At 31.4% G+C, this 26500-nt stretch carries 20 protein-coding genes; 18 read left to right on the top strand and 2 right to left on the bottom strand.

Annotated features, from left to right (window positions below; genetic code table 11):
* Positions 1 to 799: 799 nt before the first annotated feature.
* Both B0M43_RS18455 and B0M43_RS18450 read right to left on the bottom strand, forming a co-directional pair.
* Positions 800 to 1906, bottom strand: coding sequence for a PepSY domain-containing protein (locus tag B0M43_RS18455; protein ID WP_078007659.1), 1107 nt, complete (start codon positions 1904 to 1906; stop codon positions 800 to 802).
* Positions 1907 to 1948: 42 nt separating this feature from the next.
* Positions 1949 to 4393 (bottom strand): TonB-dependent receptor, encoded by a 2445-nt coding sequence (locus B0M43_RS18450; protein WP_078007658.1) that lies wholly within the window; start codon positions 4391 to 4393, stop codon positions 1949 to 1951.
* A gap of 596 nt (positions 4394 to 4989) precedes the next feature.
* On the opposite strand from B0M43_RS18450, the gene B0M43_RS18445 reads away from it, so the two are divergent.
* From B0M43_RS18445 to B0M43_RS18365, 18 genes are all read left to right on the top strand, one after another.
* Positions 4990 to 5316, top strand: coding sequence for a hypothetical protein (locus tag B0M43_RS18445; protein WP_078007657.1), 327 nt, complete (start codon positions 4990 to 4992; stop codon positions 5314 to 5316).
* A 95-nt stretch (positions 5317 to 5411) separates the two neighbouring features.
* Positions 5412 to 7361 (top strand): adenylate/guanylate cyclase domain-containing protein, encoded by a 1950-nt coding sequence (locus B0M43_RS18440; protein ID WP_168199957.1) that lies wholly within the window; start codon positions 5412 to 5414, stop codon positions 7359 to 7361.
* 167 nt (positions 7362 to 7528) lie between these two features.
* Entirely contained in the window at positions 7529 to 8611 is a 1083-nt protein-coding gene (locus B0M43_RS18435; protein ID WP_078007655.1) for a hypothetical protein, read from the top strand.
* Positions 8612 to 8709: 98 nt separating this feature from the next.
* Positions 8710 to 9039 (top strand): NHLP leader peptide family RiPP precursor, encoded by a 330-nt coding sequence (locus tag B0M43_RS18430; RefSeq protein ID WP_078007654.1) that lies wholly within the window; start codon positions 8710 to 8712, stop codon positions 9037 to 9039.
* A 115-nt stretch (positions 9040 to 9154) separates the two neighbouring features.
* Entirely contained in the window at positions 9155 to 9493 is a 339-nt protein-coding gene (locus B0M43_RS18425) for a hypothetical protein (RefSeq protein WP_065450027.1), read from the top strand.
* Between the two features lie 135 nt (positions 9494 to 9628).
* Positions 9629 to 9967 (top strand): hypothetical protein, encoded by a 339-nt coding sequence (locus tag B0M43_RS18420; protein WP_065450027.1) that lies wholly within the window; start codon positions 9629 to 9631, stop codon positions 9965 to 9967.
* A 135-nt stretch (positions 9968 to 10102) separates the two neighbouring features.
* Entirely contained in the window at positions 10103 to 10441 is a 339-nt protein-coding gene (locus B0M43_RS18415; protein ID WP_065450027.1) for a hypothetical protein, read from the top strand.
* A gap of 119 nt (positions 10442 to 10560) precedes the next feature.
* On the top strand, positions 10561 to 12063 hold the full coding sequence (lanM, locus tag B0M43_RS18410) for a type 2 lanthipeptide synthetase LanM (RefSeq protein ID WP_123921816.1): 1503 nt from the start codon (positions 10561 to 10563) through the stop codon (positions 12061 to 12063).
* 457 nt (positions 12064 to 12520) lie between these two features.
* Complete coding sequence (locus B0M43_RS24500) at positions 12521 to 12682, top strand: hypothetical protein (protein WP_158596328.1); 162 nt, start codon at positions 12521 to 12523, stop codon at positions 12680 to 12682.
* 81 nt (positions 12683 to 12763) lie between these two features.
* Entirely contained in the window at positions 12764 to 14818 is a 2055-nt protein-coding gene (locus B0M43_RS18405) for a tetratricopeptide repeat-containing sensor histidine kinase (protein ID WP_078007652.1), read from the top strand.
* Positions 14819 to 14824: 6 nt separating this feature from the next.
* Positions 14825 to 15487, top strand: coding sequence for a response regulator (locus B0M43_RS18400; RefSeq protein ID WP_065450030.1), 663 nt, complete (start codon positions 14825 to 14827; stop codon positions 15485 to 15487).
* A gap of 553 nt (positions 15488 to 16040) precedes the next feature.
* Positions 16041 to 16694, top strand: a complete 654-nt coding sequence (locus tag B0M43_RS18395) for a helix-turn-helix transcriptional regulator (protein WP_078007651.1) — start codon at positions 16041 to 16043, stop codon at positions 16692 to 16694.
* An 87-nt stretch (positions 16695 to 16781) separates the two neighbouring features.
* Positions 16782 to 17321: a cyclic nucleotide-binding domain-containing protein gene (locus B0M43_RS18390; protein ID WP_078007650.1), complete on the top strand. Its 540-nt coding sequence runs from the start codon at positions 16782 to 16784 to the stop codon at positions 17319 to 17321.
* 9 nt (positions 17322 to 17330) lie between these two features.
* Positions 17331 to 18893 (top strand): TolC family protein, encoded by a 1563-nt coding sequence (locus tag B0M43_RS18385; RefSeq protein ID WP_078007649.1) that lies wholly within the window; start codon positions 17331 to 17333, stop codon positions 18891 to 18893.
* A 14-nt stretch (positions 18894 to 18907) separates the two neighbouring features.
* Positions 18908 to 20170, top strand: coding sequence for an NHLP bacteriocin system secretion protein (locus B0M43_RS18380; RefSeq protein WP_078007648.1), 1263 nt, complete (start codon positions 18908 to 18910; stop codon positions 20168 to 20170).
* A gap of 8 nt (positions 20171 to 20178) precedes the next feature.
* Positions 20179 to 22377 carry an NHLP family bacteriocin export ABC transporter peptidase/permease/ATPase subunit gene (locus tag B0M43_RS18375; RefSeq protein ID WP_078007647.1) on the top strand — a complete coding sequence of 733 codons (2199 nt, stop codon included), beginning with the start codon at positions 20179 to 20181 and terminating at the stop codon, positions 22375 to 22377.
* A 9-nt stretch (positions 22378 to 22386) separates the two neighbouring features.
* Positions 22387 to 25293, top strand: coding sequence for an NHLP bacteriocin export ABC transporter permease/ATPase subunit (locus B0M43_RS18370; protein WP_078007646.1), 2907 nt, complete (start codon positions 22387 to 22389; stop codon positions 25291 to 25293).
* Between the two features lie 2 nt (positions 25294 to 25295).
* Entirely contained in the window at positions 25296 to 26420 is a 1125-nt protein-coding gene (locus B0M43_RS18365; RefSeq protein ID WP_078007645.1) for a hypothetical protein, read from the top strand.
* Positions 26421 to 26500: the final 80 nt, after the last annotated feature.

The raw sequence follows: 26500 nt of genomic DNA, 5'->3' as shown, positions 1-26500 counted from the left end.
TTTTTGCAAGGAGTAATAAAATACAAATAAGGGGGTTCAATAGTCTTGTTTAATCGTTATTATTGTTTTTTTTAACCTTAAAATTTATAATTGTAAAAAAAAACACAGAAATAACAAGAATGCTTAAAATTGTAAAGTGTGTGAATAATTATTTTTAAGCCTATATGCAAAACTTTTATAAGTATATAATCTGTAAAAAAAAACTGCAAAAACTATTTTGCAAAATAAATATTGACGAAAAGTGGCAGCAGATTTTTTTAATAAAAACTAACTACATATAATTAAAATTACTGAGTAATTATTGAATTAATGCGCATCCTCGAGCAATGGTAGAATATGTAAAAATACAGTTTAGTAAATTGAGATTTAAGTACATGCGGCCTTGCATGCAGATTTGAATTTAATCCGCATCTGCATGGACATTTTGTTTGGAAGTTAATTGACCTTTTAAAATTAATGTCAAAAGAAGTGTATTTACTTCGGGAAGGTTGCTGTAGAACACAGAGATTTTTGAACTCAATTATTATTATTATTAATATGTTATTACTTTAATAATTTTTTAATAATAAATCAATCAACTGTTTGTTAAAAGTATAAAAAACAGTCTCAATATATAGAAAATATATTGCTCCTCAGTAGTTTTGGTAAGGTTGCTGATAAGTCTTCTCTACATCCCGACTTGGAGTTTAATGAAAAGAAAAGCGAAAGAGTTTTAGAAAAATCAACTTGTATTTTGTGACAAAAAAGGTATTAACTCAAATGATCTGATAATAATACTTTGAGTCATCCTGGTATTTAGTTATAACTTTTTTTTTCTTCCCCACCAAATTAAAAATCCAGTGATTGGCAGTGTTACTGCAAAAAGGCAAACTAAAAAAGCAAGTATTTTAGTTGGGTATCCAAAAATGCTTCCCGTATGTATAGGGTAAATAAGACGGCGAACTTTATCGCCTCGGCTAAAAGATTCGTAAGGTTTTATTTTTAAAAGCGCTCCCGTATATTTATCAAAATATGCAATACTTGAAATATTCGGAATCGATTTTTCAAGGTTTAGCTTAATCACCATAATACTGTTTATGGTGTCAGATGGGATTCTGATTTGAGTGTCTCCTTTGTATTTGTAAATACTGTCTGTTTTTGAAAACATATTTTGGTAAAAATACGTTTTATCAAGCTTAGGATCAATTTTGGTTGGATTTTCAACTTTAGCCGAAGGTTTTTTTGCGGTTCCGTCTGTCAGTAAATAAATACCGCTTTCAAACCATTTAAAAGACCAGGTCAGTCCGGTTAGTGATATGATTAAAAGGATAGAGAAAGCGTAGAAACCAAAAATCGAGTGAAAATCCCAATTGACTCTTTTAAAAGAAGCGCTCCATTTTACGGTTAATCTTTGCTTTAGGTTTTTTATTTTTTTTGGCCACCATAATATAATACCCGAAATGAGCATGAAAACAAAAATTAGACAGCTGCAGCCCGTAATAAATTTTCCAACTTCCCCCAAAATTAAGTGACGATGCAGATCAAGCACAACAGAAAAAAACCTGCTTTTTTCAGAAACTCTTGCCAATATGTTTCCGGTGTAAGGATCTACAGAGAAAATCTGATCATTTTTATCGGCATCTGGTCCGGAGACAATTACAGTTCTTTGAGGATCTTCGTACGTTTGAATACGATCTAACTGAGTGATTTTATATTTTTTCTGAATAGCATTTACATAAACATCAACGGGTAACTTTTTTGTTCCGATATTCGAAACCTGATAAAATTCAGGATTGATAAAAGCATCAATTTCATCTTCAAAAACTAAAATACTTCCGGTAAGTGCCACAATAAATACAATAAGCCCGGACGAAAGTCCGAGCCATAAATGTAAAAAGCCAATATTTTTTTTAAATGTTTTATTCATATAAATAAATACCAAAGAAGAGTTTCTGATAACTTGACTTTCTTAAAAGGAGTAACCAAGAGTTAAAAGCCAGTTGGAAGGCGCCCCAGGAAACAATCGAATATAATCATAACCACCAACCCAGTAGGTTTTATTCAATATGTTATTGGCATTTACCTGGATTTTAAATTTATTAATGCTGTAATACAATGCCGCATTAAATAAAGTATAGCCAGGAAGTGTCTGCTGGTCGGTTTGGCTAAGTGTACGTGTGGTTGCAAAATTGCTTCCAAAACCAAGTCCAAAATCTTTCAAAGCTCCTTCAGTAAAATTATAACGTGTCCATAAATTACCCTGCTGGCGTGGAGTATTTGGTTTTTGTCTTCCAATTTCAGATTCAATCGGGCTTTCAGAAATTGCAGCTTCATTATAAGAATAAGCGGCAGAAATACTCCAGTTTCGTGTAATATTTCCGTTCACATCAATTTCAATACCTTTCGATTCTTCTTCACCTACAGCACGCATTAAATCAGGATTTGTAGTATCGTTTGCCGGATATAAAGTGTTTTTCTGCTTAATTTTGAAAAGGGCAACCGTTACAAAAAGTCTCTCTTTAAACCACGAAGATTTTCCTCCAAACTCAATCATATTACTTTCCAGCGGATTAAAAGGTCCTCCCGCATTTGGGTTTGATAAAGAAGAAGCCGTTTGTGGGTTATATCCTTTTACGTAAGTTCCGTACAAATTAATGTTTGGATTAACGGTATATGTAAGTCCAAAACGGGGTAAAAACGAATGCTGTTTTACTTTGTTTTCATTTGTCTTTTTGTAGTTTTCCTTATCACTATATTCGTCGTAACGCACCCCAATTAAAGCCTGAAATGCACCAAACTTAATATGGTCCTGAAGATAAACTCCGTATAAAGAATAAAAAGTAGGATCAAAAGGACGGGCTGCATAAAAATACTTGCTCATGTCTTTTAACTGCTGTGACCCAGACGGATTTGTCAGGTCAAAATGCGCCACGTTAGGCACCGGATTACCTTTAGAATCCAATAAATAATTGGCTTTATTAGCTGGATTATACGTTGCAATCGATCCTGTATTTGCAGCATTTCTATATCCTGTAGCCTGCAATTGTGAACCTCCGGAAGGAACTTCCTCCTGTGCATAATCGTAACCTAAAATCAGGTTATGTTCTAAAGCTCCGGTTTTGGCTTCGTATTTAAAAAAGGTCGAAAGATTATCGATATAGCGTTTACGTTTTCGCATAAAAACCTGCATTTCTATAGAAGTCGGAATCGTAGATCCGTCACCCGCAGATGCATATTTATTGGCACCTCGGTGTTCCAAAAGATCTTCTGTATAACCGGTACGAATGTAAGATCCTGAAAAGGACAAACGATCTGTAAATTGATGATTTAAGGAAGTCGTGACAATGTATGTTTCTTCATTTAAATAATCGTTGGTAGAATTTAATGAATTGGATATTTTGGTAGAGTATAAAGTATTTTCATAAGTTGATTGTCCACGGTCCAATATACTTTTTGAACTTGTGTAAATCAGATCAAAATTGACACTGGTTTTATCATTTGGAAGAAAAGACAGGGAAGGAGCAAGGACAATATTTTTATCGAATTGTAAATCCCTAAAAGAATTTGCATTTTCATAACCTAAGTTCAATCGGTATAAAAGCGATTTATCCTCAGTTAGTGGCCCTGTAAAATCGGCTAAAGCTCTTAAAGTATTAAAACTTCCTGTAGAAAAACTTACGCTGTTTGCAGCCTGATCCAAAGGTTTTTTGGTAACTCTGTTGATAACTCCTCCGGGAGAAGCGTTTCCAAACAAAGCAGATGAAGGCCCTTTCAAAACTTCAACACGTTCCAGATAATTGGCAAGTGGCTGTTTCCAGAATCCTGTAGAGGTTCGCATACCATTCAGTAACTGGGTGTTGCTTCCTCCGTTTATTCTAAAACCTCTAATCGAAATATCATCATAAAAAGTAAACTGGCTCACCCCGCTGAAATTTTTCACCACTTCGCCTACGCGGATAGCACCCTGATCGGCAATTAACTCTTTGGTAGCATACGAAACGGCCTGTGGTAAATCTTTTAAAGCAATTTCTGTTTTGGCTCCGATAAAAGATTTCGTGTTTTTATATGATTTCTCTTTACGGCCTGTAATTTCTACAGTCTGCAGCGTATTTACGTTTTCCTGTAAAACTATCGAAACTTCAAGGTTTTCATTTTCATGAAGTTCAACTGTTTTTTCCTGAACAGAAAATCCCATCGAAGAAAAAGATAAAGTATAATTTCCTGGTGTCAGATTATTGATTTCAAAATTTCCTTTGTCGTCAGAACTGGTATTTTTTTTAAGGCTTTTAATTGAGACAGAAGCAAAGGAAACAGCTTCATTATTTTCGGAAACAATCTTTCCGGTGATTTTGGCATTTTGTGCCAGGCCAATATTAAAAACGGCAAGCAGCATTAAGGAGAATGTAAACTTCATGGCGGTTATTTATTTTTGAGACTGCAAATCTAGGTTTATTTAGATTAATTACAAATAATAAATAAAAAAAAATAGTCTGAATTATTTATAATTTATCTGTGAGGTCTCTATAATTGAAGTTTGGATTCTAAGTGTGGTGCTGTCGCATCCGGCAATAACTTTTATTTTTGAATTTTAAATCCATTTAAAAATGAATACGAAAGAGCTTTACTATCCGAAGTCTATTATATTGCAGGCAGTATATTTCAAGCTTAGGTTTACATTTATATAGACCAGTTGATAGGTTTGGTAATACAGTTGATTTCTTATTACCATTTACTTTTTAAGAAAGAACCTGCAATCGCAGATTATTTTTATTATTGGTACTTTCTGGATTTCAAGATTTCAATTTTACTTCGTGTATTTTACCTGTTTTTTTTCTAATTCCCTAAAAATTATTTCGATATACTTTTGATGAAGAAATTAAAAGAAAAACTAATAACAATAATCAAGTTGGTTAAATAACAAATTATTTTGTCAGCGTATTTGGCAATTCTATACTTAAAAAAGAAGCTAATTTCCCCAATGTAAAAAGGAATTAACTAATAATAAGAAAAATGGAATTAACTAACGACCAAAAAAATCTGGATGCCATTGTTAAAAAAGCCTGGGAAGATCCAACTTTTAAAAGCAATTTGATAACTAGTCCCGTCGCGACAATAGAAAGTTTTTTAGGACACCCAATTCATTTGCCCGAAGGTAAAAATATTGCATTTGTTGATCAGACAGATTCGTCGACAATTTTCATCAACATTCCTGCTGAAGTCAATATGGAAGATGTAGAATTGAATGAAGAACAGCTTGATCTAGTTGCTGGTGGAGATGGAGATATAACCCCGCCTATCATTATTAAGCCTACCAATCTTTCTGGTAATCTCTTTTAATAAAATTAACCTATTGGCAATTTTAAAAATTAAAAAACGTACCTATTCCAGAGTTGAATATGTACGTTTTGATATTTATTAAAACATACATATTCATGAAAAGAAACATACATATTGTTTTCTCTGTATTTCTATTATTTAATGGAATGCTGTTTTTTGGTCAATCAAAAACGAAGCAAAAAGAGATCGTGATAAATAGTAAGAATGCCGATTCCATTCTTAATTTAGGTATGAAAAGTCAGGATGCAGGCGACTATCCAAAATCGTTACTGTATTTCGATAAAAGTTTAGTCTTTTATAAATCTTTGGGTAAAAGTCGAAAAGTGGGTGATTGTTATAGTTATAAAGCGGTAACTTATTATTATCAGGGAGATTATTCAAATGCTTTGTTTTTTTTTAAGAAAAGTACCGAGGAATATAAAAAAACAAAATATAAAAAAGGAATCTCTTCGATATTAAATAATATTGGAGGTGTTTATTATTACTTAGGAAATTATCTTAATGCCTTAAACTACTACAAACAAGCTATTGTTATTCAGCAAGAACTAAACGATACAAAAATGATTGCGGCAACTTCGCAAAATATTGGCGGAATCTATTCGCAGGTTGAAGACTACTCAAATGCACTGAAATACTATGATAAATCGTATTCCATTTATAAAAACAGTACGGATGTAAAAGCCATATCTCAAAACTTAAATGCTTCAGGAATCGTTTATATAAAATTACATAATTACGATAAAGCTCAGAAAAATCTGGACCAGGCACTAATTAATGCAGGTAAAATCAATGACAAACAATTAAAAATTGAAGTATTATCCAGTTTAGGAGAATTGTTTTTTAAACAATCAAATTTTGAGAGAGCACTATATTACTATAACCTGTCACTTAAATATGCTACTGAAATTAATAGTTTACAATATATAAGTATCGCAGAAGTTGCCCTTGGAAAAATACTAAACAAATTAAATCAAAACAAACAAGCAATTGCTAAATGCTTAAAAGGATATAAGAATGCCGAAAAAATAGGTGCAATGTCAGTTGAAAAAGAGGCTTGTGAGTGTTTGTATAATGCTTATAAGGTTGCCCAAAACGACAAATTGGCGCTTTATTTTTATGAAAAATCAAATAACTTCAAAGACAGCTTAAAATCTGGAGAAACTTCTAATAAAATGATGATTATGGAGTTTCAGCATCAACAATTACTGGATAGCATATCTCATGTAAGGAAAGATCATGTTGTTGAATCCAAACATAAAGAAGAAGTACAAAAAAAGGAAAAGCAACAAAATATTATTATTATCTCTTTGTGTTTTATTGTTCTCATAGCTTTAGGATTATGGAATAGATTAAACTACACGCGAAAATCTAAAATAGCGTTGAAAATAGAAAAAGACCTTTCTGATGAACTTTTACTCAATATTTTGCCGGAAGAAATAGCACAAGAACTAAAACAAAAGGGTTTTGTGAATGCCCGTGACTTTAATTTAGTTTCTATACTTTTTTCAGATTTTAAATCCTTTACTCAAACCGCTGAGAAAATGTCTCCTAAAAATTTAGTCGAAGAAATAAATGCCTGTTTCAAAGCTTTTGATTTGATCACCGAAAAATACAATATAGAGAAAATCAAAACAATTGGAGACTCTTATATGGCTGCGGGAGGAATCCCCAAACCAGATCAACAATCTTTGACAAATATTGTATTGGCAGGATTAGAAATGCAGGATTTTATGGCTCAAAGAAAAATTAAGAATGATGCCAGTAATAATCCGGCTTTTGAGATGCGATTAGGTATTCATGCAGGACCAATTGTAGCGGGTATTGTAGGGATAAAGAAATTTCAATATGATGTATGGGGTGATACTGTAAATACCGCCAGCAGGATTGAAAGCAATGGTATCGTAGGTAAAGTGAACATCAGTGAATCGCTTTATAATCTCATAAAAAATGAAGAATGCTTTCGTTTCGAATATCGAGGAAGTATTCAGGCAAAGGGCAAGGGAGAACTCAAGATGTATTTTGTAGAAAAGGATATTAATTTTTAAGTTCCTTTTTGTCAGTCTATTTGGCAAATTTATAGAAAACCCCCGCTTTATCTTTATGATTAAGAAAACTTAGTCTCTTTTAAAATTTGACACTTTGTATGTAAAAAAAACAGACAATAAAAGTTTAAAAAAAAACACTTTTCAATTTAACAAAAAAACATTCAAATATGAGAACAACAACTTTAGAGTATGAAAAAATAGAGGAATTTTTGTATTTAATTCCTTCTTTCCCAAAATCTATAGAAAGATCTTTCTTTGAAGAAGACGAAATGAAATTGTTTGAAGCTCTCCACGAAAAGGAATTAAAAGAAATATGTGGAGTGAATAAAGAAGATAGTGCAAGGATTGATAATATTCGTAAAGAATTGACTGAGATTGTAAAGGAATTGTTATCTAAAACTACGGGTTTAGATGATTCTTTTAAAAAATATTTAGCAATAGAGCAAGAAATTGAAAATTCCTTTTTAGGGAATCAATATATATATGTAAAACAGCGAACATTAACTGTTAAGGCACTGTATTATCACAAAACTGAAAATTTTGACAAAGCACTTCTTTTTACATTGGAAGCTACTGCTCTAATCGAATATTTAATAAAACAGGGCATATATACTTTATGCACAAGATGCTTTGAACAAAATAAAAATATATCGAGAATATATTTTGCAAGTAATCAAATGAAATTAGGTAATAAAACAGCAAAAAGTTTAATGCATTACTTGTTTAACGGAGAATACAACGAAGGTTTGTTTGGAAATATCTTTAATAACAATTTCTACTGGAGTAAAAATCCTTATGTAAGAGAGTATTTTGCTCATGAAGCCTTTATAAGTATTGTTGAAAGTACAGTCAAGTCTAATTTGAATAATCATTTTGATTTTTTGCCAAATGAATGGAACATAGATTTGAATTTTGGAATCGACAATCCTGACAGACAAATAATTTACGATTGGATTTCCGTAAATAAGCATTTAAAAAATGGCCATTATGAGGAATACTTTGATTTATTAATTTCCTTTTTTCAGCAAGCCTATAATAAACATTATGATATTCTAAAAATAGCTTTACTGATTGATTTAACAAAACTTGTCATTAAGCTAAATTTTGAAAATAAGGAATTGTTTACCGAAAAAATAAATGACTTTTTTTATCATAAAATAATTTCTAATAAGGGCTTATATAATACGTGGATTTCGAACCAATATCTCTATAATCAAGCCAGGTTTTCAATAGAGAAAAGTTTCTTCTAAAATATTTAATAAAAATCAATTTTGTCAGTTTTGGAGTATTATCTGGCAAATTTACACATAAAAGTAGTTTTATCTTTACATTATAGAAATCAAATACTATGGAAGACAGAAAGCAGCAAGTTATACAAAAGGTCATTTCTAAAGCTTGGGAAGACATCAAATTTAGAAAAGAATTATTGGTGAATCCTGTAGAAGCAATAGAAAAACTAACAGGTGTTAAGATAGTTTTGCCGGAGGGAAAAGAGTTGGTTGTTGTTGACCAAACAGATAGATCTAAAGTATATGTAAATCTGCCTGCAGAACCAGAAATAGAGAATCTGGAACTTACAGAAGACCAGCTGGAAGCAATTGCAGGAGGCGAGCAAATGATGTGGAAGAATTTAACAGATTCTTTATTTTCTACACTCAAAAATTGTATCAGGTTGTAAAGAATAATATTTTAAAAGATTGTACTGAATGCAATTTTTTAAAATTGATAAACCCGAAAGCATACAAATTAAGTATAAACATTAACCTTAAATAAAAACCTTAAAATTTAAAATCATGAGTAAAATTCAATTAACAGACGATTCAAAAGTAAAAGTTAGAGAAGTTATCCTTAAATCTCTTAATGATGCTTCTTTTAAAGAAAGATTAGTAAAAAATCCTAAAGCAGCAATCGCAGAGCTTTACCCTGAGCTTATCGAAAGAGAAACAAGAAACATAGTTGTTTTTGATCAAACCGATAAAAATACAATTTATGTAAATGTATCTGCAACGCAATATGTTTTGCTTGACGGAGATTCAGATGCAATCGAATTAACTCAGGAAGATTTAAATTTAGTAGCTGGTGGAAAAGAGGCAGCGCTAGCTGTAGAAAGTTGTTACTTTTTATCTTGCTAAACAAAGAGTTAGTATAAAAAAATCATCAATTTTAAGAAATTGTGCTGAATACAATTTTTTAAAATTGATAAACCCAAAAACAATGTACGACTAGGTACATTAAAAATTAAATATAAATATTAAAATATTAAAATCATGAGTAAAATTCAATTAACAGACGATTCAAAAGTAAAAGTTAGAGAAGTTATCCTTAAATCTCTTAATGATGCTTCTTTTAAAGAAAGATTAGTAAAAAATCCTAAAGCAGCAATCGCAGAGCTTTACCCTGAGCTTATCGAAAGAGAAACAAGAAACATAGTTGTTTTTGATCAAACCGATAAAAATACAATTTATGTAAATGTATCTGCAACGCAATATGTTTTGCTTGACGGAGATTCAGATGCAATCGAATTAACTCAGGAAGATTTAAATTTAGTAGCTGGTGGAAAAGAGGCAGCGCTAGCTGTAGAAAGTTGTTACTTTTTATCTTGCTAAACAAAGAGTTAGTATAAAAAAATCATCAATTTTAAGAAATTGTGCTGAATACAATTTTTTAAAATTGATAAACCCAAAAACAATGTACGACTAGGTACATTAAAAATTAAATATAAATATTAAAATATTAAAATCATGAGTAAAATTCAATTAACAGACGATTCAAAAGTAAAAGTTAGAGAAGTTATCCTTAAATCTCTTAATGATGCTTCTTTTAAAGAAAGATTGGTAAAAAATCCTAAAGCAGCAATTGCAGAGCTTTACCCAGAACTTATCGAAAGAGAAACAAGAAACATAGTTGTTTTTGATCAAACGGATAAGAATACAATTTATGTAAATGTATCTGCAACACAATATGTTTTGCTTGATGGAGATTCAGATGCAATCGAATTAACTCAGGAAGATTTAAATTTGGTTGCTGGTGGAAAAGAAGCAGCGCTAGCTGTAGAAAGTTGTTACTTTTTGTCTTGCTAAAATAAAGAGTTAGTATAAAACTTGTTTTCAAGTAATAAAAAGAGGCTGTTTGAAAACTCAAAACAGCCTCTTTTTCTGTTAGTTGTAAATTTAAGGCGTTAAAACATTGAAATTGAGCTTTGATTAAATATAAGATAAAAAATATGAATATAATAGACACACCTTTCCAGGTTCAGGAAAAAACCAATTCGGCTATTTGCTCCTTATATGAAAAAAGTATAGTAGATCTATTATCTATTAGCATTGCAAACAATAAAGATTTAATTTTTGAAGATTTTTTTGAGGATTTAAAAAATAATGACTGGAAAAACCTGGGTCAGCTATTTCCTGTTTTAGGCGAGATTTTACCACTCCAAAAAAATAATATTCAGAAATTGTATGAAAAAATATTACATTCCTATAAAAATGATTCTGCTGAGTTGTTTAATAATGGTTTGATTAAACACAATGATGAAGAAATTCAAGACATTAAACTTGGCGAAGGTGATTTTCATAATGGTGCATCAACAGCTATAATTGATTTTGAAAATGGCAACTTAGTTTATAAACCTACAAATGGAGCCATTTCACTTCCTTTTTTTCAACTATCAGATTGGTTAAATGATTCTTTTTCTTTGGGTAATTATAAGTATAACATCTTAAATAAAAACCAATACCACTGGCAAGAATTCGTAATAGAAAAAGCTTGTAATACAGAAGAAGAAATTAAAAGATATTATGAGAGAGCCGGATATTTATCCTGTGTTTTGTATGTATTAAACGCCACTGATTTTCATGCAGAAAATCTTATTGCTAATGGAGATTCACTAGTATTTATTGATCATGAAACCATAATACAGCCAATGATTAATGATAGTCTAACAAAATATTTTGGTACATCTGACCTGGATAAATATAGTGATTTAGATCAATTAGGAGATTCGCTGCTTATGTCGGGTTTGTTACCCAGCAAGGATGAAAATTCCTCTTCTTGTGTAATGTGTGGTCTGGGATACTCCAAAAAAACATATGGTTTTTATTATAAAAGAACCGGAGTCAATTCATATACTAAAGACTGGAAGATGGTAAATAAGGAAATGAAAGAGGAGTATATTAAAAAAAATATTCCGACTTTAAATGGGGAGAAGGTTTTTATTGATAAGTATTTACAGGAATTCCTTATGGGGTTCGAGGAATGTTATACCCTTTTATTAAAGCAAAAGTCCTTTCTATTATCTAAAGAATCTCCAATACAAAAATTCCATAATCAACCTATAAGACATATCTGGCGGCCTACGAATGCTTATGGACGCATTTTGAGACTGATGAGCTTACCGCAAAATTTAAAAAATAAGGAACTTTATAAACAAAAAATAGAAGACTATTTTTCAATTGCTTTCAAAAACGTGCCTCTCGACTCTAATTTGCGTTTTATCTACAAACACGAAACAGCACAAATGATGAGAGGTGACATTCCTTATTTTGAGGTAAATTCATCTTCCAGAGATTTACATACAGAGTTTGGAGTAATTGAAGATTACTTTGAACTTAGCGCAGTAGAAAATATAGAAAGAAAAATAAACAAACTTTCATTAGAAGATTTAGAATTTCAAAAAAATATAATTTTGGAAAGCCTTTCGTAGAGCTACTAATTAAAAATAAACAAATAAGCCGCAACCTCAAATGTTCCCATGCTAAAAGCAAGGTACATTTGAGGTTTTGCCGTTACAATCTTCTCCAGAGAGTTAACCTTTTTCTGATTCTCAAAACGTCATTAAAACGCCATTATAAAACATTTTCTTATGATTTATAGTGATAAAACCATACCGCTTTTTTGGTATTTAGCAATTCAATGTTAGACTAAAAGATGACATTATTTGGTACATTAATCAGTTAACTTTTCTTAAAATATAATATTTAAAGTAAGAATTTTAACATTTTTTACACTTTTAGTCTAAAGTAAAACTTTAAAATCGGTATAGATTTGTCTAAGTAATATTACAAGTACAAGGAATTCCTAAAAACATTTTTTAATCACTCAACGGCTAATACAAAGTTGTTGTTCCAATAAATATTTTCTAAACTAAACCAAAAAACACCATGAAACATTTTTATTATATTATCGCCATTATATCACTGTTAGCCACTTTAAATTCTTGTACTGCAGACGAAATTGAAACTGAAACACCAAAGGCTAAAATCGAAACTCGCGCTGACGTTGATCCAAATAATCCTGGAAGCATAATCCCACCAAAAAAATAACTTTTAGTTTTTAGTATTATTTTTTAAACATATTAAAAAGTTAAAAAAAATGTACTTTTACCTTTATATAATTAAGCACGATTGAAACTACTTACAACAATATTATTTTTTAGTATTTTTTTTATTAGCTGCGAGCGTAAAAATGAAAATCCTTACGCTCTAAATGCTAGTGAGTTAGATTCGTTGATTGCGATTTCTACAAACAAAAATAAAACTAAAAATGAAAGGTTACAAAAGGCTTTATTGGCCTCTGAAATTATTCAAAAAAATAATGCTTTAGTAATCTCTGCTGACTATTATTATGAATTGGCAGATTCATTTTTACAACTTGGGGAGACTGAAAAATGTCTGGAGTTACTTCAAAAACTGTATCAAAAATCAACTTTATTAAAAGATAATGAAGGTATTCAAAATGCAAGCTACAGTATTGCAACTGTTTACAATAAAGAAACAAAATATGATTCTGCCTATTATTACTTTACAAAATCAGAAAAAGTTCTTTTGAAAAAAAAAAATGAGAATTTACTGGGAAATGTAAAGATATGGAAAGCAGAAATTTTATCTTTTAAAAATGACTACGTAGGTGCTGAAAAATTAGCGATTGAAGCCTTAAAATTTGGAATTGAAAAAAATAATAATCTACTGATTTACAATTGTTATCTCACTTTAGGAAGCACGCTGGTAGGTTTAAATAATTACGAAAAAGCTGTAGATTACTATAACAAAGCTATCGAAATTTCTGAAAAGTTAAAATCAAATCCAAATTATTTATCTTACAAATGCCAGCCTTATAATCATATCGCCAATATATATGTAAAAACCCAGGAATACAAAAAAGCTATTGCATTTGCAAAACAAGGATTAGCTATAGCCAATTTCAAAAAAACAGATCCTCCAATTTATTGTTATCTTACCAATAAACTGGCTTATTCTAAATTTAAACTGGGTAATAAATCGTCATTGAAACAGTTTGAAGAAACCTTAAAAATTGGCGAAAAAATAAACAATATTCCAGTTCAGATTACATCCAAAACTTATTTAGGAGAATATCATTTAAATCAAAGAAACTTTTCAATAGCAAATTACTACTTAAAAGACGCGTTGCTCAAGGCGCATGAAAATAATCTTTTTGAAGACGAACTCAACATTCTTAAATTATTAACCGTCGCAAATCCTGAGAACGAATTCTATTATACCAATAGATACATTAATCTTAAAGATAGTCTTCAGGCTGTAGAGCGTACTTCTCGTAATAAATATGCCCGGATAGAGTTTGAAACCGACCAGATAATTCAGGAAAAAATAGTAGCTGAGAATAAAAAGAATGAAATCTCAAAACAATTCATTCTGTATGCAATAATGAGTGCCCTGGTATTGCTATTATTGTTAATTATTTTATATCATAAAAACAGAAACATCAAACTTGAAAAACTGTTTCGAAAACAAGAACAAGCGCTAAACGATTCGCAAATTTATAATTTAATGCTTTCAAATCAGCAAAAAATGGAAGAAGGCAAACTTATCGAAAAGCAACGCATCTCCCGAGAACTGCACGATGGCATAATTGGAAAATTGTCGGCTATACGAATGAATTTGTACGAAATAAAATATAGTCAATCAGAGGAAACAATAAAAAAACATCTGGTATATATCGCTCAGATGAGAAATATCGAAGAAGAAATTCGCAATCTGACACACGAACTTAATACGAATGTTTTTTCAGGATCTGATGATTTTGAAACCACGATAAAGGCATTATTTACGGAATTAAACCAAAATCCTATAACTAAAATAGATATAGAAATTGATCCGAGGATAGACTGGTCATTGGTGGATATAAATGTAAAAATGAATCTTTACAGAATTTTTCAGGAAGCATTGCAAAACATCAATAAATATGCTGATGCTCATGTCATAACAATTGCAATTGCCAAGAGTGAAACAGGTATAAGTATTCAAATTGCCGACAACGGTAAAGGTTTTGATTTGACGCAATCAAAAAAAGGAATTGGATTAAAAAACATGAATCATCGCGCAATGGAACTTAAGGGACAATTCTCCCTGGAATCTCAACAAAATATTGGTACAAAAATAAATTTGTCAATTCCGATAGAATTCAATAGTTTTGAGTTTTAAAGACCAATGACAAAAAAAATACTAATAGTTGAAGACCACTCTTCGATGATTACTGGATATCAAACCATTCTCTCTCACAATAAGTTAGGGCATGAGTTAGAGTTTTATTCTGCAAATAATTGTAAGGCCGCTTATGATCGTATTTCAGATGAAACCCAGCCAATTTCTTTTGATTTGGTAATGCTGGATTATAGCTTGCCACCTTTCCCTGAAAAAGACATTTTAAATGGTGGTGATTTAGCACTTTTAGTTCACAAACATATTCCCGGTGCAAAAACATTAATTATTACTTCGCATTTTGAAAGTGTTATTTTGTACAATATTTTTCAAAAAACTCATGTCAACGGAATAATGGTCAAAACTGATTTTGACGATGAAGAATTGTTGTTGGCTTATGAAAAGCTCATGAATGGCGAAAGCTATTTTAGTAAAACTGCTAAAAAAGCAAAAACAGAACGCTTGTTGGCCGAAGGTCATTTTGATAGTGTTGACCGCCAAATCATAACACTTATTTCTCAGGGTTGTCAGATAAAAACCATTGCAAACACTATAAAAGTTTCTGAAGACACTGTTAAAAAACGCAAAAGTAAAATAAAAGATATTTTAGGCATTGATAAAGGCAATGACGAAGATATCCTGCGTGAGTGCAGATTATTACAAATGATATAGACGCAGTTTCCAGCATCTTGTGTTATGCAAATCCTTTTTGCAGACTTCTTTCTTTTCTCCGAAATCATTAAAAAAATCAAAATTTAGTAATTCTCTTTTAGATATTTTTTATCAGAAGAGTTTCTGTTACATTACTTTTTGATGTTTCTGCACGATTTATATTTGGGTCAATCCTTATCTAATAGCTGCCTTTTTCGTCTGTATAAAAAACACGTAGATCACTTAAAATTTAAGTTCCATCGCTTAAAGGAGCTGAACTGTTACCAATTTTTAACTTTTTTTACACTTTAGGTGTAAAACCACACAAAACTCTTACACTAGCTTTGACATATCAAATTACTTCAGAATTATTTATAACCAGGAATTTTGAAGTTCATAAAAGCCATAAAAACAGCATAATTGTAAAGTAATACAAACATATCAATTGTTTGTAAAGTCTGTTTTTTTAGATTTTTCAAAATGAAAAGTCAAATGGTTCTGAATCTGCTTAAAAAGATAGTAGTACTCGATTTTTGAAAATTAGTAATCATAGAATTAATTACCAGTACAAATCATGAATACAACAGCAAAGAAAACGGCAATAGACTGGTCTTCACCAGATATTTTAAATCATCTGTTCCTGCATATAAAAAGTCCACTAGATTCTATTATTACAGCCAGTACTCCCAGCACATCCGGAAACGAGGTTAAAAATGAAATTATTTTTTCGAGCAGTAATGAAATCAATGATTTGATTGAGCAAATATTAAATGAAATTAAATCTAAATCAGTAAGCTTAACCATACAAAGCCGACCGGATATTTTTGATATTTATGAATCAAATAAGAATGTTCAGGATGTATGTTCCGGCAAGATAACTCCCGAAAAAGTGACAAAAAACGATCAGAAATGGCTGATAAACTTAGAAAAAGAAATTTATAATTCTATTTCTAAAAATGATCTCGATTTATGTTATTTATCGTATAAGATGGCGGTAAGCGAAAGACAGCTTCATAGAAAAATTGCCAATTTAGTTTACTTAACTCCCAATAAATACATTCGAATCTTAAGGCTGCATAAAGCAAAGGAGCTAATTGATAATTATATTCAGGATTCCATTTCTCAGGTTTCTTATTCAGTTGGATATAATGATTCCCATTATTTTTCAAAATTATTCATTGATCAATATAATATATCACCCAAAGCATTAATAAACTCATTAGCCTAAAGAGTCTGACACAAAAGTCTATAAGATTCTTTAATGATTTTTTTAATCAAGCATAATTAAATAAACATAACCTTAAAAATATATATTATGAAACGAGTGCTTTTTTTCTTAGGCCAATTAGATGACAGAGATCTGGAATGGATGATCCAGAATGGTCAAAAAATAGAATTAAAAACTGGAGAAACACTGATCAGGAAAGGAAATTATGTAGATAATTTATACATTTTATTATCTGGCGAATTGTCTATTTTTTCAGATGGAATTGACGGAAAGGAAGTTGCTCTTCTTGGAGCGGGAGAAGTTGTTGGTGAAATGTCTTTCTTAGAATCCAGACCACCTTCAGTTTCTGTTATTTCAAAAAAAACATCTGTAATTTATAAAATATCCCGAAATGCTATAGAATTGAGACTTTCTTCAAATCCGGATTTCAAAGCTAATTTTTATTATTCACTAGCATTATTTCTTTCCAACAGGTTAAGAAAAACAACAGATCGTTTGGGATATGGAACTCCTGAGGAAGAGGATTTAATTGATACAAAAGTATTAGATGTAGTTTCTCAGGCTGGTGCACGCTTCGGTCAGATATTAAATAAGTTTTCTGAAGTTAAGTTAAGTGTTAATTATTAAGGCTCAAATATGAGGAATTACTTTTTGTTTTGCATTTTGTTGATTAGTAGTATCTTATATAGTCAGTCTAAAATTAAGTGCGATTTAATAGAGGTTTCAACTATTGCTTTTAGTAAAAATCCAAATATTAAATTTGCTAATTACGCTATTCAAAATGCTGAGGGTAATTTCCTAATTCAAAAGAGTATTTTTGACTTTAACCTAAATTCTGAAATTGCATATAAAAATGATAGATACAATCTTTTGGATGCTGATTCCAGGAATAAATACGTCGATAAAACGCTAAAAAGTAATTCGTTGGATGTTTCAGCGGGATTACAAAAAGCATTACGTTCCGGACAAATCCTGGATCTAAGCTTAAATTATAATTATAAAGATAGTAATTATCCTTACAACAATTTTAATGAGCTCGTGGGTCCTTTTTATGGTAATCATTTAAGCACTGTTAATCTTCAATTAACCCAGCCTCTTTTAAGAGGAAGGGGAGCAAAGATAACTACAGCCTTAGAAAAAGCTTCTGTTTTTTATATCAATAAAAGTAAATATGATTCTGAATTTACCAATTCTTATGAAGTTGAGCAAATTGGTATTGCCTATTGGAATTACTATACGTCGTATAAAAGTCTGGCCATTTATCTTCAAAATGAAAATAGGGTAAGAGACGTATTAAATATGACTATTGAACTTGTAAAAGCGGATAAAAAACCAGAAAGTGATTTAGCCCAAGTCAATGCAGATTTAAGCAATCAGGAAAGGTTAACCGCTTCTGCAAAACAAGATCTATATAATGCAAGATTAAATTTAGGGAGAGTTATTGGTCTAATCGATGAAGAAAGTCAAAAATTGGATATTCCGGTTAATGACTTTCCCACTATTTCAGAATCCGGATATGTGGGCAGTATTAATAAAGAGGCACTTATTAAACTTGCCAAGGACAACAGGGGTGATGTAAAGGCAAATGGAGAAGAATACAAAGCAGTTGAACTTCAGTACCTTGTAGCAGAAAACAATCTAAAACCTGTATTGAATTTATCAGCATTTGCTTATTATGGAAGTACAAGCGCCGGAAATGGTATTGACCAATCCTGGGCTTCTCTTACTAATAATCAGGGTCGGGACGTAGGAGGCGGAGCTAAACTAACATTTGCTTTTCCACTGAATAACAATCTGGCCAAAGGGAATTATGCAATACGTAAAATCGCTTTGCAAAATCAATCTACAATAAATGAAAACACGCAAAGAAATATTGAATTGAATATCGATATAGCGATTAATAATTTGATTAACAATGCTTTAATTGTTGAAAAATCAGAAGAAGCTTATGGTTTTTGTCTAAATGCATATAACAATGAACAGATAAAGTTTCAGGCAGGTTTGACTACACTTTTAAATTTGATGATATTTCAGGAAAGACTTACTTCTTCAGAATTACAAAATTTAAGCGCACGGGAACAATTTTCAAATGCAATCCTAATTCTTAGACATGAAACCGGTACACTTATTTCTAAAGAAGAGCTTGGGTTCAAAATCACTCAAAATGCATTTTATACGATTCCGAAGACGGAAAATTAAAAATAAATAACATTATGTCAGCACCTTTTTTTAGAAAATCGGCATTAGAAAAACTTTCTACTCCGGAAAAACTGGATCAATTGATTAAGGTTACCGGCACAAAAGCCTGGATAGCTCTAATTACCATTATGGTGGCAGTTTTTACAGCATTAATCTGGTCATTTATGGGTACCGTAAAAACAAAATTAGATGTGGTTGGCGTTGTATTGGGTGGAGACGTTCATGAAGTAGTGGCTACTGCACAAGGACAATTAGTAGACTTAAAAATAGCCATAGGTAATAATGTTAAAAAAGGAGATGTTATAGCTACAATACGTCAACCGGAACTATTTCAACAAATAGAAGATGCAAAAGTGGTATTGTCAGACAGAAAATTTGAAATGGAAAAGCTAATGTCTTACGGAAATCAAGGCGCTCAGTTACAAGGTCAAATAATTAGTCAGTCACGTGTAAGTATTACAGGTGAAATCGAATCCGAAAAAAAGAAAATCATATTTCTGAATAATCAATTGGAATCAGAGAATGCCCTTCTTGAAAAGAGTTTAATAACGAAATCGCAAGTTGCAACTACAAAACAACAAATAGAGGCTTCAAAAAATACAATCGAGAGATTAAAAGGACAAATCGTAGAAACATCCAGTCAACAAAATAATTTGGGATTTGATACACAACAGAAAGTTACATTACAAAGACAAAGAATTGCAGAAGCGGAAAGAAATCTTCAGTTTTTAACTGAAAAATATGACAATCAAAGAAATGTGAAAAGTCCTTATGACGGAGAAGTAGTTGAAGTTTTAACCGATGCCGGAATTGTAGTTTCAGCCGGATCTCCGTTATTTAAACTTAAAAATACAATTAACACAAAACAATCGCAACTAAGAGGAATTCTTTACATTCCTTCCAAAGATGGAAAAAAAATTAAAAAAGGAATGGAAGCTCTAATTGTACCTTCGACCGTGCAACCTGAAGAATATGGTTTTATAAAAGGAAAAGTAACGTATGTATCTGATTTTCCGATAACACAACAAGGAATGCTAACCTCTGTTAAAAATGATCAGCTTACCAAGCAACTATTAACAGGCGGTCCTTTGTTTGAGGTGTACGTTGATTTTGAAAGAGATGCTGTATCGTATAGTGGCTATAAATGGACTTCTGCTAAAGGGCCGGATATTTTTCTTAAAGAAGGCACGTCATGTTTAGGTAAAATTACTATTAAACAAGAGCCTCCTGTAACACTAGTTGTTCCTGCATTTAAGAAATTTTTCGACCTATATTGATCCATCAAATGAAAAATAACACAAACATACTTATCAAGAAACCAGCTAAGCCTGTTAAAGTACCGACTGTTTTACAAATGGAAGGCGTTGAATGTGGTGCCGCAGCTTTAAGTATTATTTTAGGACATTTTGGCAAGTTTGTTCCGTTAGAAAAATTGAGAATAGCTTGTGGAGTGTCACGAGACGGATTGAAGGCGACCAATATTTTAAAAGCAGCCAAAGAGTACGGATTAGAAGGAAAAGGCTATGCGAAATCTATTGAAAAACTAATGCAATTAGAAACTCCATCGATTATCTTCTGGAATTTTAACCATTTTTTAGTCCTGGAGGGTTTTACAAAAAAGAGAGTTTACCTTAGTGATCCTGCACAAGGAAGATATTCTGTAAGTCATCAGGAATTTGACGATTGTTATACAGGTGTAGTTTTAACCTTTAGTCCATCAAAAGAATTTGAAAAAGGAAATCATAAAAAAGGATTAATAACATCTTTGATTACAAGAATTGCTAATTCTAAATTAAGTATTGCCTACATTGTTATTGCGAGCTTATTTTTAGTAATTCCCGGTTTAGTAATTCCTTCATTCCTTAAAATATTTATAGATAAATATTTGATCAATAATTTTTCAGGTTTTGTAATGCCCCTTTTACTAATTATGGGTGTAGTCTTAATTGTGAATGCTTCTTTGGTTTATCTCCAGCAGTACTTTTTACTTAAATTAGAAACAAAATTGGCGCTGGTAACTTCCAGTAAATTTCTTTGGCATGTTTTTCATTTACCAATTGCTTTTTTTACTCAACGATACAGTGGCGAAATAGGTAACAGAGTCGCACTAAATGATAAAGTAGCAAAACTTTTAAGTGGTGATTTGGCAAATGCTGCATTAAATGTTATCGTGGTGATTTTTTATGCCATTTTAATGTTCTCTTATGATGTTCTCCTGACTTTAATTGGTGTTTTTATGGCAGCACTAAATGTTGCCGCCTTAAAATATGTTTCAACAGCCAGAAAAGACGGAAGTCGAAGATTAAGCAATGAAATGGGAAAGTTATTAGGAACAACTACCTCAGGAATTAGTATGATTGAGACATTGAAATCATCTGGTAGAGAAAATGATTTTTTTACCAATTGGATCGGATATTTGGCAAAGGTAATGAACGCTCAACAAGAATTTGGATGGTTGACAATAAGGCTCAATATACTTCCAAATCTAATTTTATCTTTAACCAATACTCTCATTTTAGGAATCGGCGCATTAAGGATAATGGAAGGAGAAATGACTTTGGGAGCTTTAGTTGCTTTTACTTTCTTAATGAATAATTTTATTACTCCGGTCAACCAACTGGTATCGGCAGGAGCCATGCTGCACGAAACAGAAAGTGATATGGCGCGTATCGATGATGTAATGAACTATGAGATTGACAAACAATTTATAGAAACGGAAGATGAATCTATCCAAAAGACAAAAAATCAATTTACTAATAACAAATTGATTGGCTACTTCGAAATGAAGAATGTCACTTTTGGATATACTCGCACCATGCCTGCGTTAATAGAAAACTTTAGTTTAAAATTAAGACCCGGAAGCAGAGTAGCATTAGTTGGAGGTTCGGGGAGCGGAAAGTCGACCATTGCAAGAATAGCTTCAGGACTTTATGATCCGTGGGATGGAGATATTTTACTTGATAATAAAAACAGAACTCATATACCCAGACATATCATAACAGAATCGTTAGCGGTTATAGATCAGGATGTCCTGGTTTTTAATGGTACCATCAAAGAAAATATTTCTTTTTGGGATACTATGATTCCTGAAAAAAACATCATAAACTCAGCAAGAGATGCTGATATTCATGATGTTATTGCTGCCAGAAGTGATGGGTACGAAAGTTCTGTATTAGAAGGTGGTTCAAATTTTAGTGGCGGACAACGTCAGCGCATTGAAATTGCAAGAGCATTAGTTTGTAACCCCACAATTTTAATTATGGATGAAGCTACAAGTGCGTTAGATTCTACTACAGAAAAAATTGTGATGGATAATATTAAGAAAAGAGGATGTACCTGTTTAATCGTTGCCCATAGATTAAGCACTATAATGGATTGTGATGAAATAATTGTAATGGAGTTAGGTAAAATAGTAGAACGAGGCTCTCATAAAGAATTATTAAAACAAAATGGTGTTTATGCAAAATTGATTGAAACAAAATAAAATTAAGATATGTCAACGAAAGATAAAATAGCTATAGGAGTTGAAGAACCATTGATACTGAATAGTTCCGGTAAATTCTGGATGGTACTTTCTGGTGAAGTAAATGTGTTTTATGCCAGAGTTGATGAAAACGGAGAATACCTATGTGCGCTAAAATATCTTTATTCTGCAAAAAAAGGAGAGCTATTATTTAGTTTACTATCTCCTGACTGTAAGGATGATATACGTTTAATTGTTTTTTCAAACGAGGCCAATTTATTATGTATAAATAAACACGAGCTCATTACTATAGATCATTTCTTTCTAAAAAGTATGATTGATAAATGGATCTTAAAAACGTCATTTAAAATTAATTCGGGTAACGCTCCAAAATCTTACACCACATTTGACAGCTATAATGATTTTATTTTAAATCAAAATACCATAGCATACCCTTCTCAGGGAATAAATTGGATCAGTTTAATTCAGGGAAAACTTTTGATTTTCTCCGAACAGGAAGCTATTAACTCAGATGATACTCTTCAATTTCCAATTCCTGTTTGTAATAAGTTATGGGTTAGATCCTTGTCTGAATTTTGTGAGCTGAAATTGATGAGTACCAGAGAGGTTTTAGAAGATGAAATTAATTTTTTAATTGCTTTAGAAAAATTACAAGTCCATTTTTACAATCAGCTTTGCAAAAATATGGAGATCAATAGTTTGTTCGAAAACAATAACCTCAATGATAAATTAATTCATCAGGAAGAAGAATTAAAAAATACTTTAGAAAAAATAAAATCTATAGTTACAGGTAGTAAAAAAAAATTACATCACCCAAATAATAAAAAGCAAAACATACTGTATTTAACATGTCAATTAATTGGAGAACATGCCGGCTTTGCATGTCAGGAGCCAAAACATTTTGAATCAGATATACACAACGCAAACAATCTTCTATATTCTATTGCTCAAAGTTCTAAAGTAAGAATACGAAAAATTATTTTGAGAGATGTCTGGTGGAAAGATGAAAACGGGCATTTATTAGCCTTTATAAAAGAGACTAATGAACCTGTTGCTCTTATACAGCAAAATTCGACAACTTATATCATCAAAAATCTTTCAAAAGGAACAGAAACTGTTGTCGATAATGAAATAGCCCAATCTTTAGATCCTATTGGGTATATGTTTTTTTCTGGATTTGATGTAAAAATGGATTCCATAAAAAAAGTAGTAAGTTTTGCTATGAATGGCGTAAAAAAAGATGCCAAACTATTATTACTAGCTTCTTTTCTCGGAAGTCTGATTGGTCTGTTAATTCCTGTATTGTCAGGGATGATATATGATGATGTAATACCAACTGCAGACAAATCTATACATTTAGAAATCTTTACGATTATGATCATTATAGCTTTGGTATCTGCCGGGCTGCAGCTTACGCAAGGAGTCTTACAAATGAGAGTAGAGTCAAAATCCAGTATTAACCTGCAAGCCGGAGTGATGGACTATATACTTAGATTACCTGTAACCTTTTATAAAAAATATACTTCCGGTGACCTTACAAATAGAGTTTTAAGTATTAATTCAATAAGACAAATCCTTTCAAATACACTTATGACAGTTGTACTTAGTGGTGCATTTTCATTTGTAAATTTATTACTTCTTTTTTATTATGATTCGGGTTTAGCATGGGTAGGAGTTGGACTTGCTCTAATTGCTATTGTTTTTATGGTTGTAATGGGCTGGCTAAAATTGAAGCATGATCGTGGCGTGTCTCAATACGAAGGAGAAATTCAGGGTTTTCTTTTTGAGTTTTTATCCGGAATTAGTAAAATAAGAATAACCGGAGGTGAGAAAAGAATTTTTTCATTATGGGGTGACAAGTTTTCAAAATTAAAAAAATTAGGATTTAGTTCGGGAAGTTATCAAAACTTTGTAGAAGTTTTTAATAGCTCATATCCACTTTTTACAAGTATTTTATTTTTTTCATTTATATATTACACGGTTTTAAATGCTCAAAATGCTCAAAATCCCACGATATTATCGGTAGGATCATTTATGGCTTTTATCATTTCCTTTAATAAATTTTTAAATGATAGTTTAAGATTAAGTATGGCATTTATTACGTCTCTTAGCGTTATTCCTTTGTACGAAAGAGTAAAACCAATTTTAGAAGAAAAACCAGAATCGATAGAAGATAGTATTGATCCGGGTGAGTTAATGGGAGAAATTGAACTGAATTCTATTTCCTTTAGATATTATGAAGACCAGCCGCTAATTTTAAAAAATGTTACATTTAAAATAAAGCCTGGCGAAATGGTTGCTTTTGTTGGCGCGTCTGGTTCTGGAAAGTCAACAATTATGAGGCTTTTATTAGGTTTTGAACACGCGGAGTTAGGTTCTATATTCTATGATGGAAACACATTTGACGCAATGAATAAAGAACTCACAAGACGACAAATAGGTGTAGTCCTGCAAAATGGAACTCTTATGTCGGGGAGTATTTATCAAAACATTGTGGGCAATTCAGAATTAACACTTGAAGATGCCTGGGAAGCAGCACGCATGGCCGGTATGGAAGATGACATAAAGAATATGCCTATGGAAATGCATACCTTTATTAGTGAAGGAGCAGGCACCTTTTCAGGAGGTCAAAGACAAAGATTAATGATTGCCAGGGCAATTGTTCATAAACCCAGATTATTATTTATGGATGAGGCCACAAGCGCTCTGGACAATAAAACTCAAAATATTGTAGCCGAAAGTTTAGATAAACTTCAGGCTACCCGCATCGTTATTGCACATAGGTTGAGTACTATAAAAAATGCTGACCGTATTTTTGTTCTGGAAAAAGGAGAAATCAAAGAATCAGGAACTTATGATGAGTTAATTCAAATGGAAGGTTTGTTTACAGAACTTGCTAAACGTCAAATTGCGTAACAATGGTAAATCAATCATCTCCTAAAAAAAAAGAAGCGCCTATCGTAAATAATGATTTTTCTAAGGAACTCAAAACCTACTTATCAAATAAATTTAAATCAAACAAAACAATACTTTCTTTCGAAAATGAAACAGGTATTGAATACTGGGAAGATCTTGCCAAAAAAATTACTGAGGATAAATTATTATTTAATGAATTAAAAAAGTGCTATCCGCAATTGAACTTTCCAATTGAATTAGGGATAGAAGAAAAACAAGAATACAAAGATGTAGTTTTGAAAGGTAAGACAGAAAATATAAAATTGGCTTCTGCATTAAGATTAAACAATCCTAAAAATATAACCCTCAAAATTGGTGAAAGTATTGCGGGTAAAATACCAATACTAACAGTTCCAGATCAAGAAGACTTTATAAAAATTCTGCAGTGCTTATTGTATAAAAATAATCCTAAACCTGTGCCGCAATCAATGGGTGCAGTTTTGATTAATGGACTCAATAATTGGCAAAAAATAGCTAATTTAAAAAGTGATTGGTTAGCAGACCATACTGTAGATAATTGGAGCAAAGAGTTTTACCTGAATATTTTACCAAGTTATAGCTTATATAAAGATAAGTTAATCATTATAAGTACAAAACCTTATAGTAATGTGTCTGCAAAGCAGTTGGGATTGAATGAAAGTCTTTGGTTATCGTATTCCCTTTCGATTAGAGAAAAACATGAATGTACCCATCTGTACACTCTTAAAAAATTCGGAATAGCGTCGAATAACCTGCACGATGAGTTAATTGCAGATTACATAGGAATTGTAAAAACAATTGGTAAATATAATAAGTCATGGATGTTTATGTTTATGGGGCTTGAAAACTATCCTAAATACAGGCAAGGGGCAAGGTTGGAAAATTATGTATCAGACGATAAATTGTCTAAAGATGATTTTATAAAGCTAGTTGAGATAGTAAAAATGGCTATTGAAAACATTTCTATATTTGATGAATCTGCAGGGAAATTACAATCAAATATAGATCAAATGTTTAGAATAGACGCCCTTTGTGAAACAAGTCTGGAAGAATTATCATCTACAAATGGAGCTTCTTTACTTATTCATAATTATAATAAAAGGTTGTAAAAGAGAATTAAATTTTGAAGTATATTCTTGTATTCTGTTTTGTAGGTTTGTCCCAGCCTGAAATATCTTTAATAATTGTT

This window comes from Flavobacterium sp. KBS0721, from assembly GCF_002007065.3.
GTDB classification, from domain to species: domain Bacteria; phylum Bacteroidota; class Bacteroidia; order Flavobacteriales; family Flavobacteriaceae; genus Flavobacterium; species Flavobacterium piscis.
The sequence above is the reverse complement of the archived record's forward strand: the minus strand, read 5'-3'. Positions and strand labels throughout refer to the sequence as shown.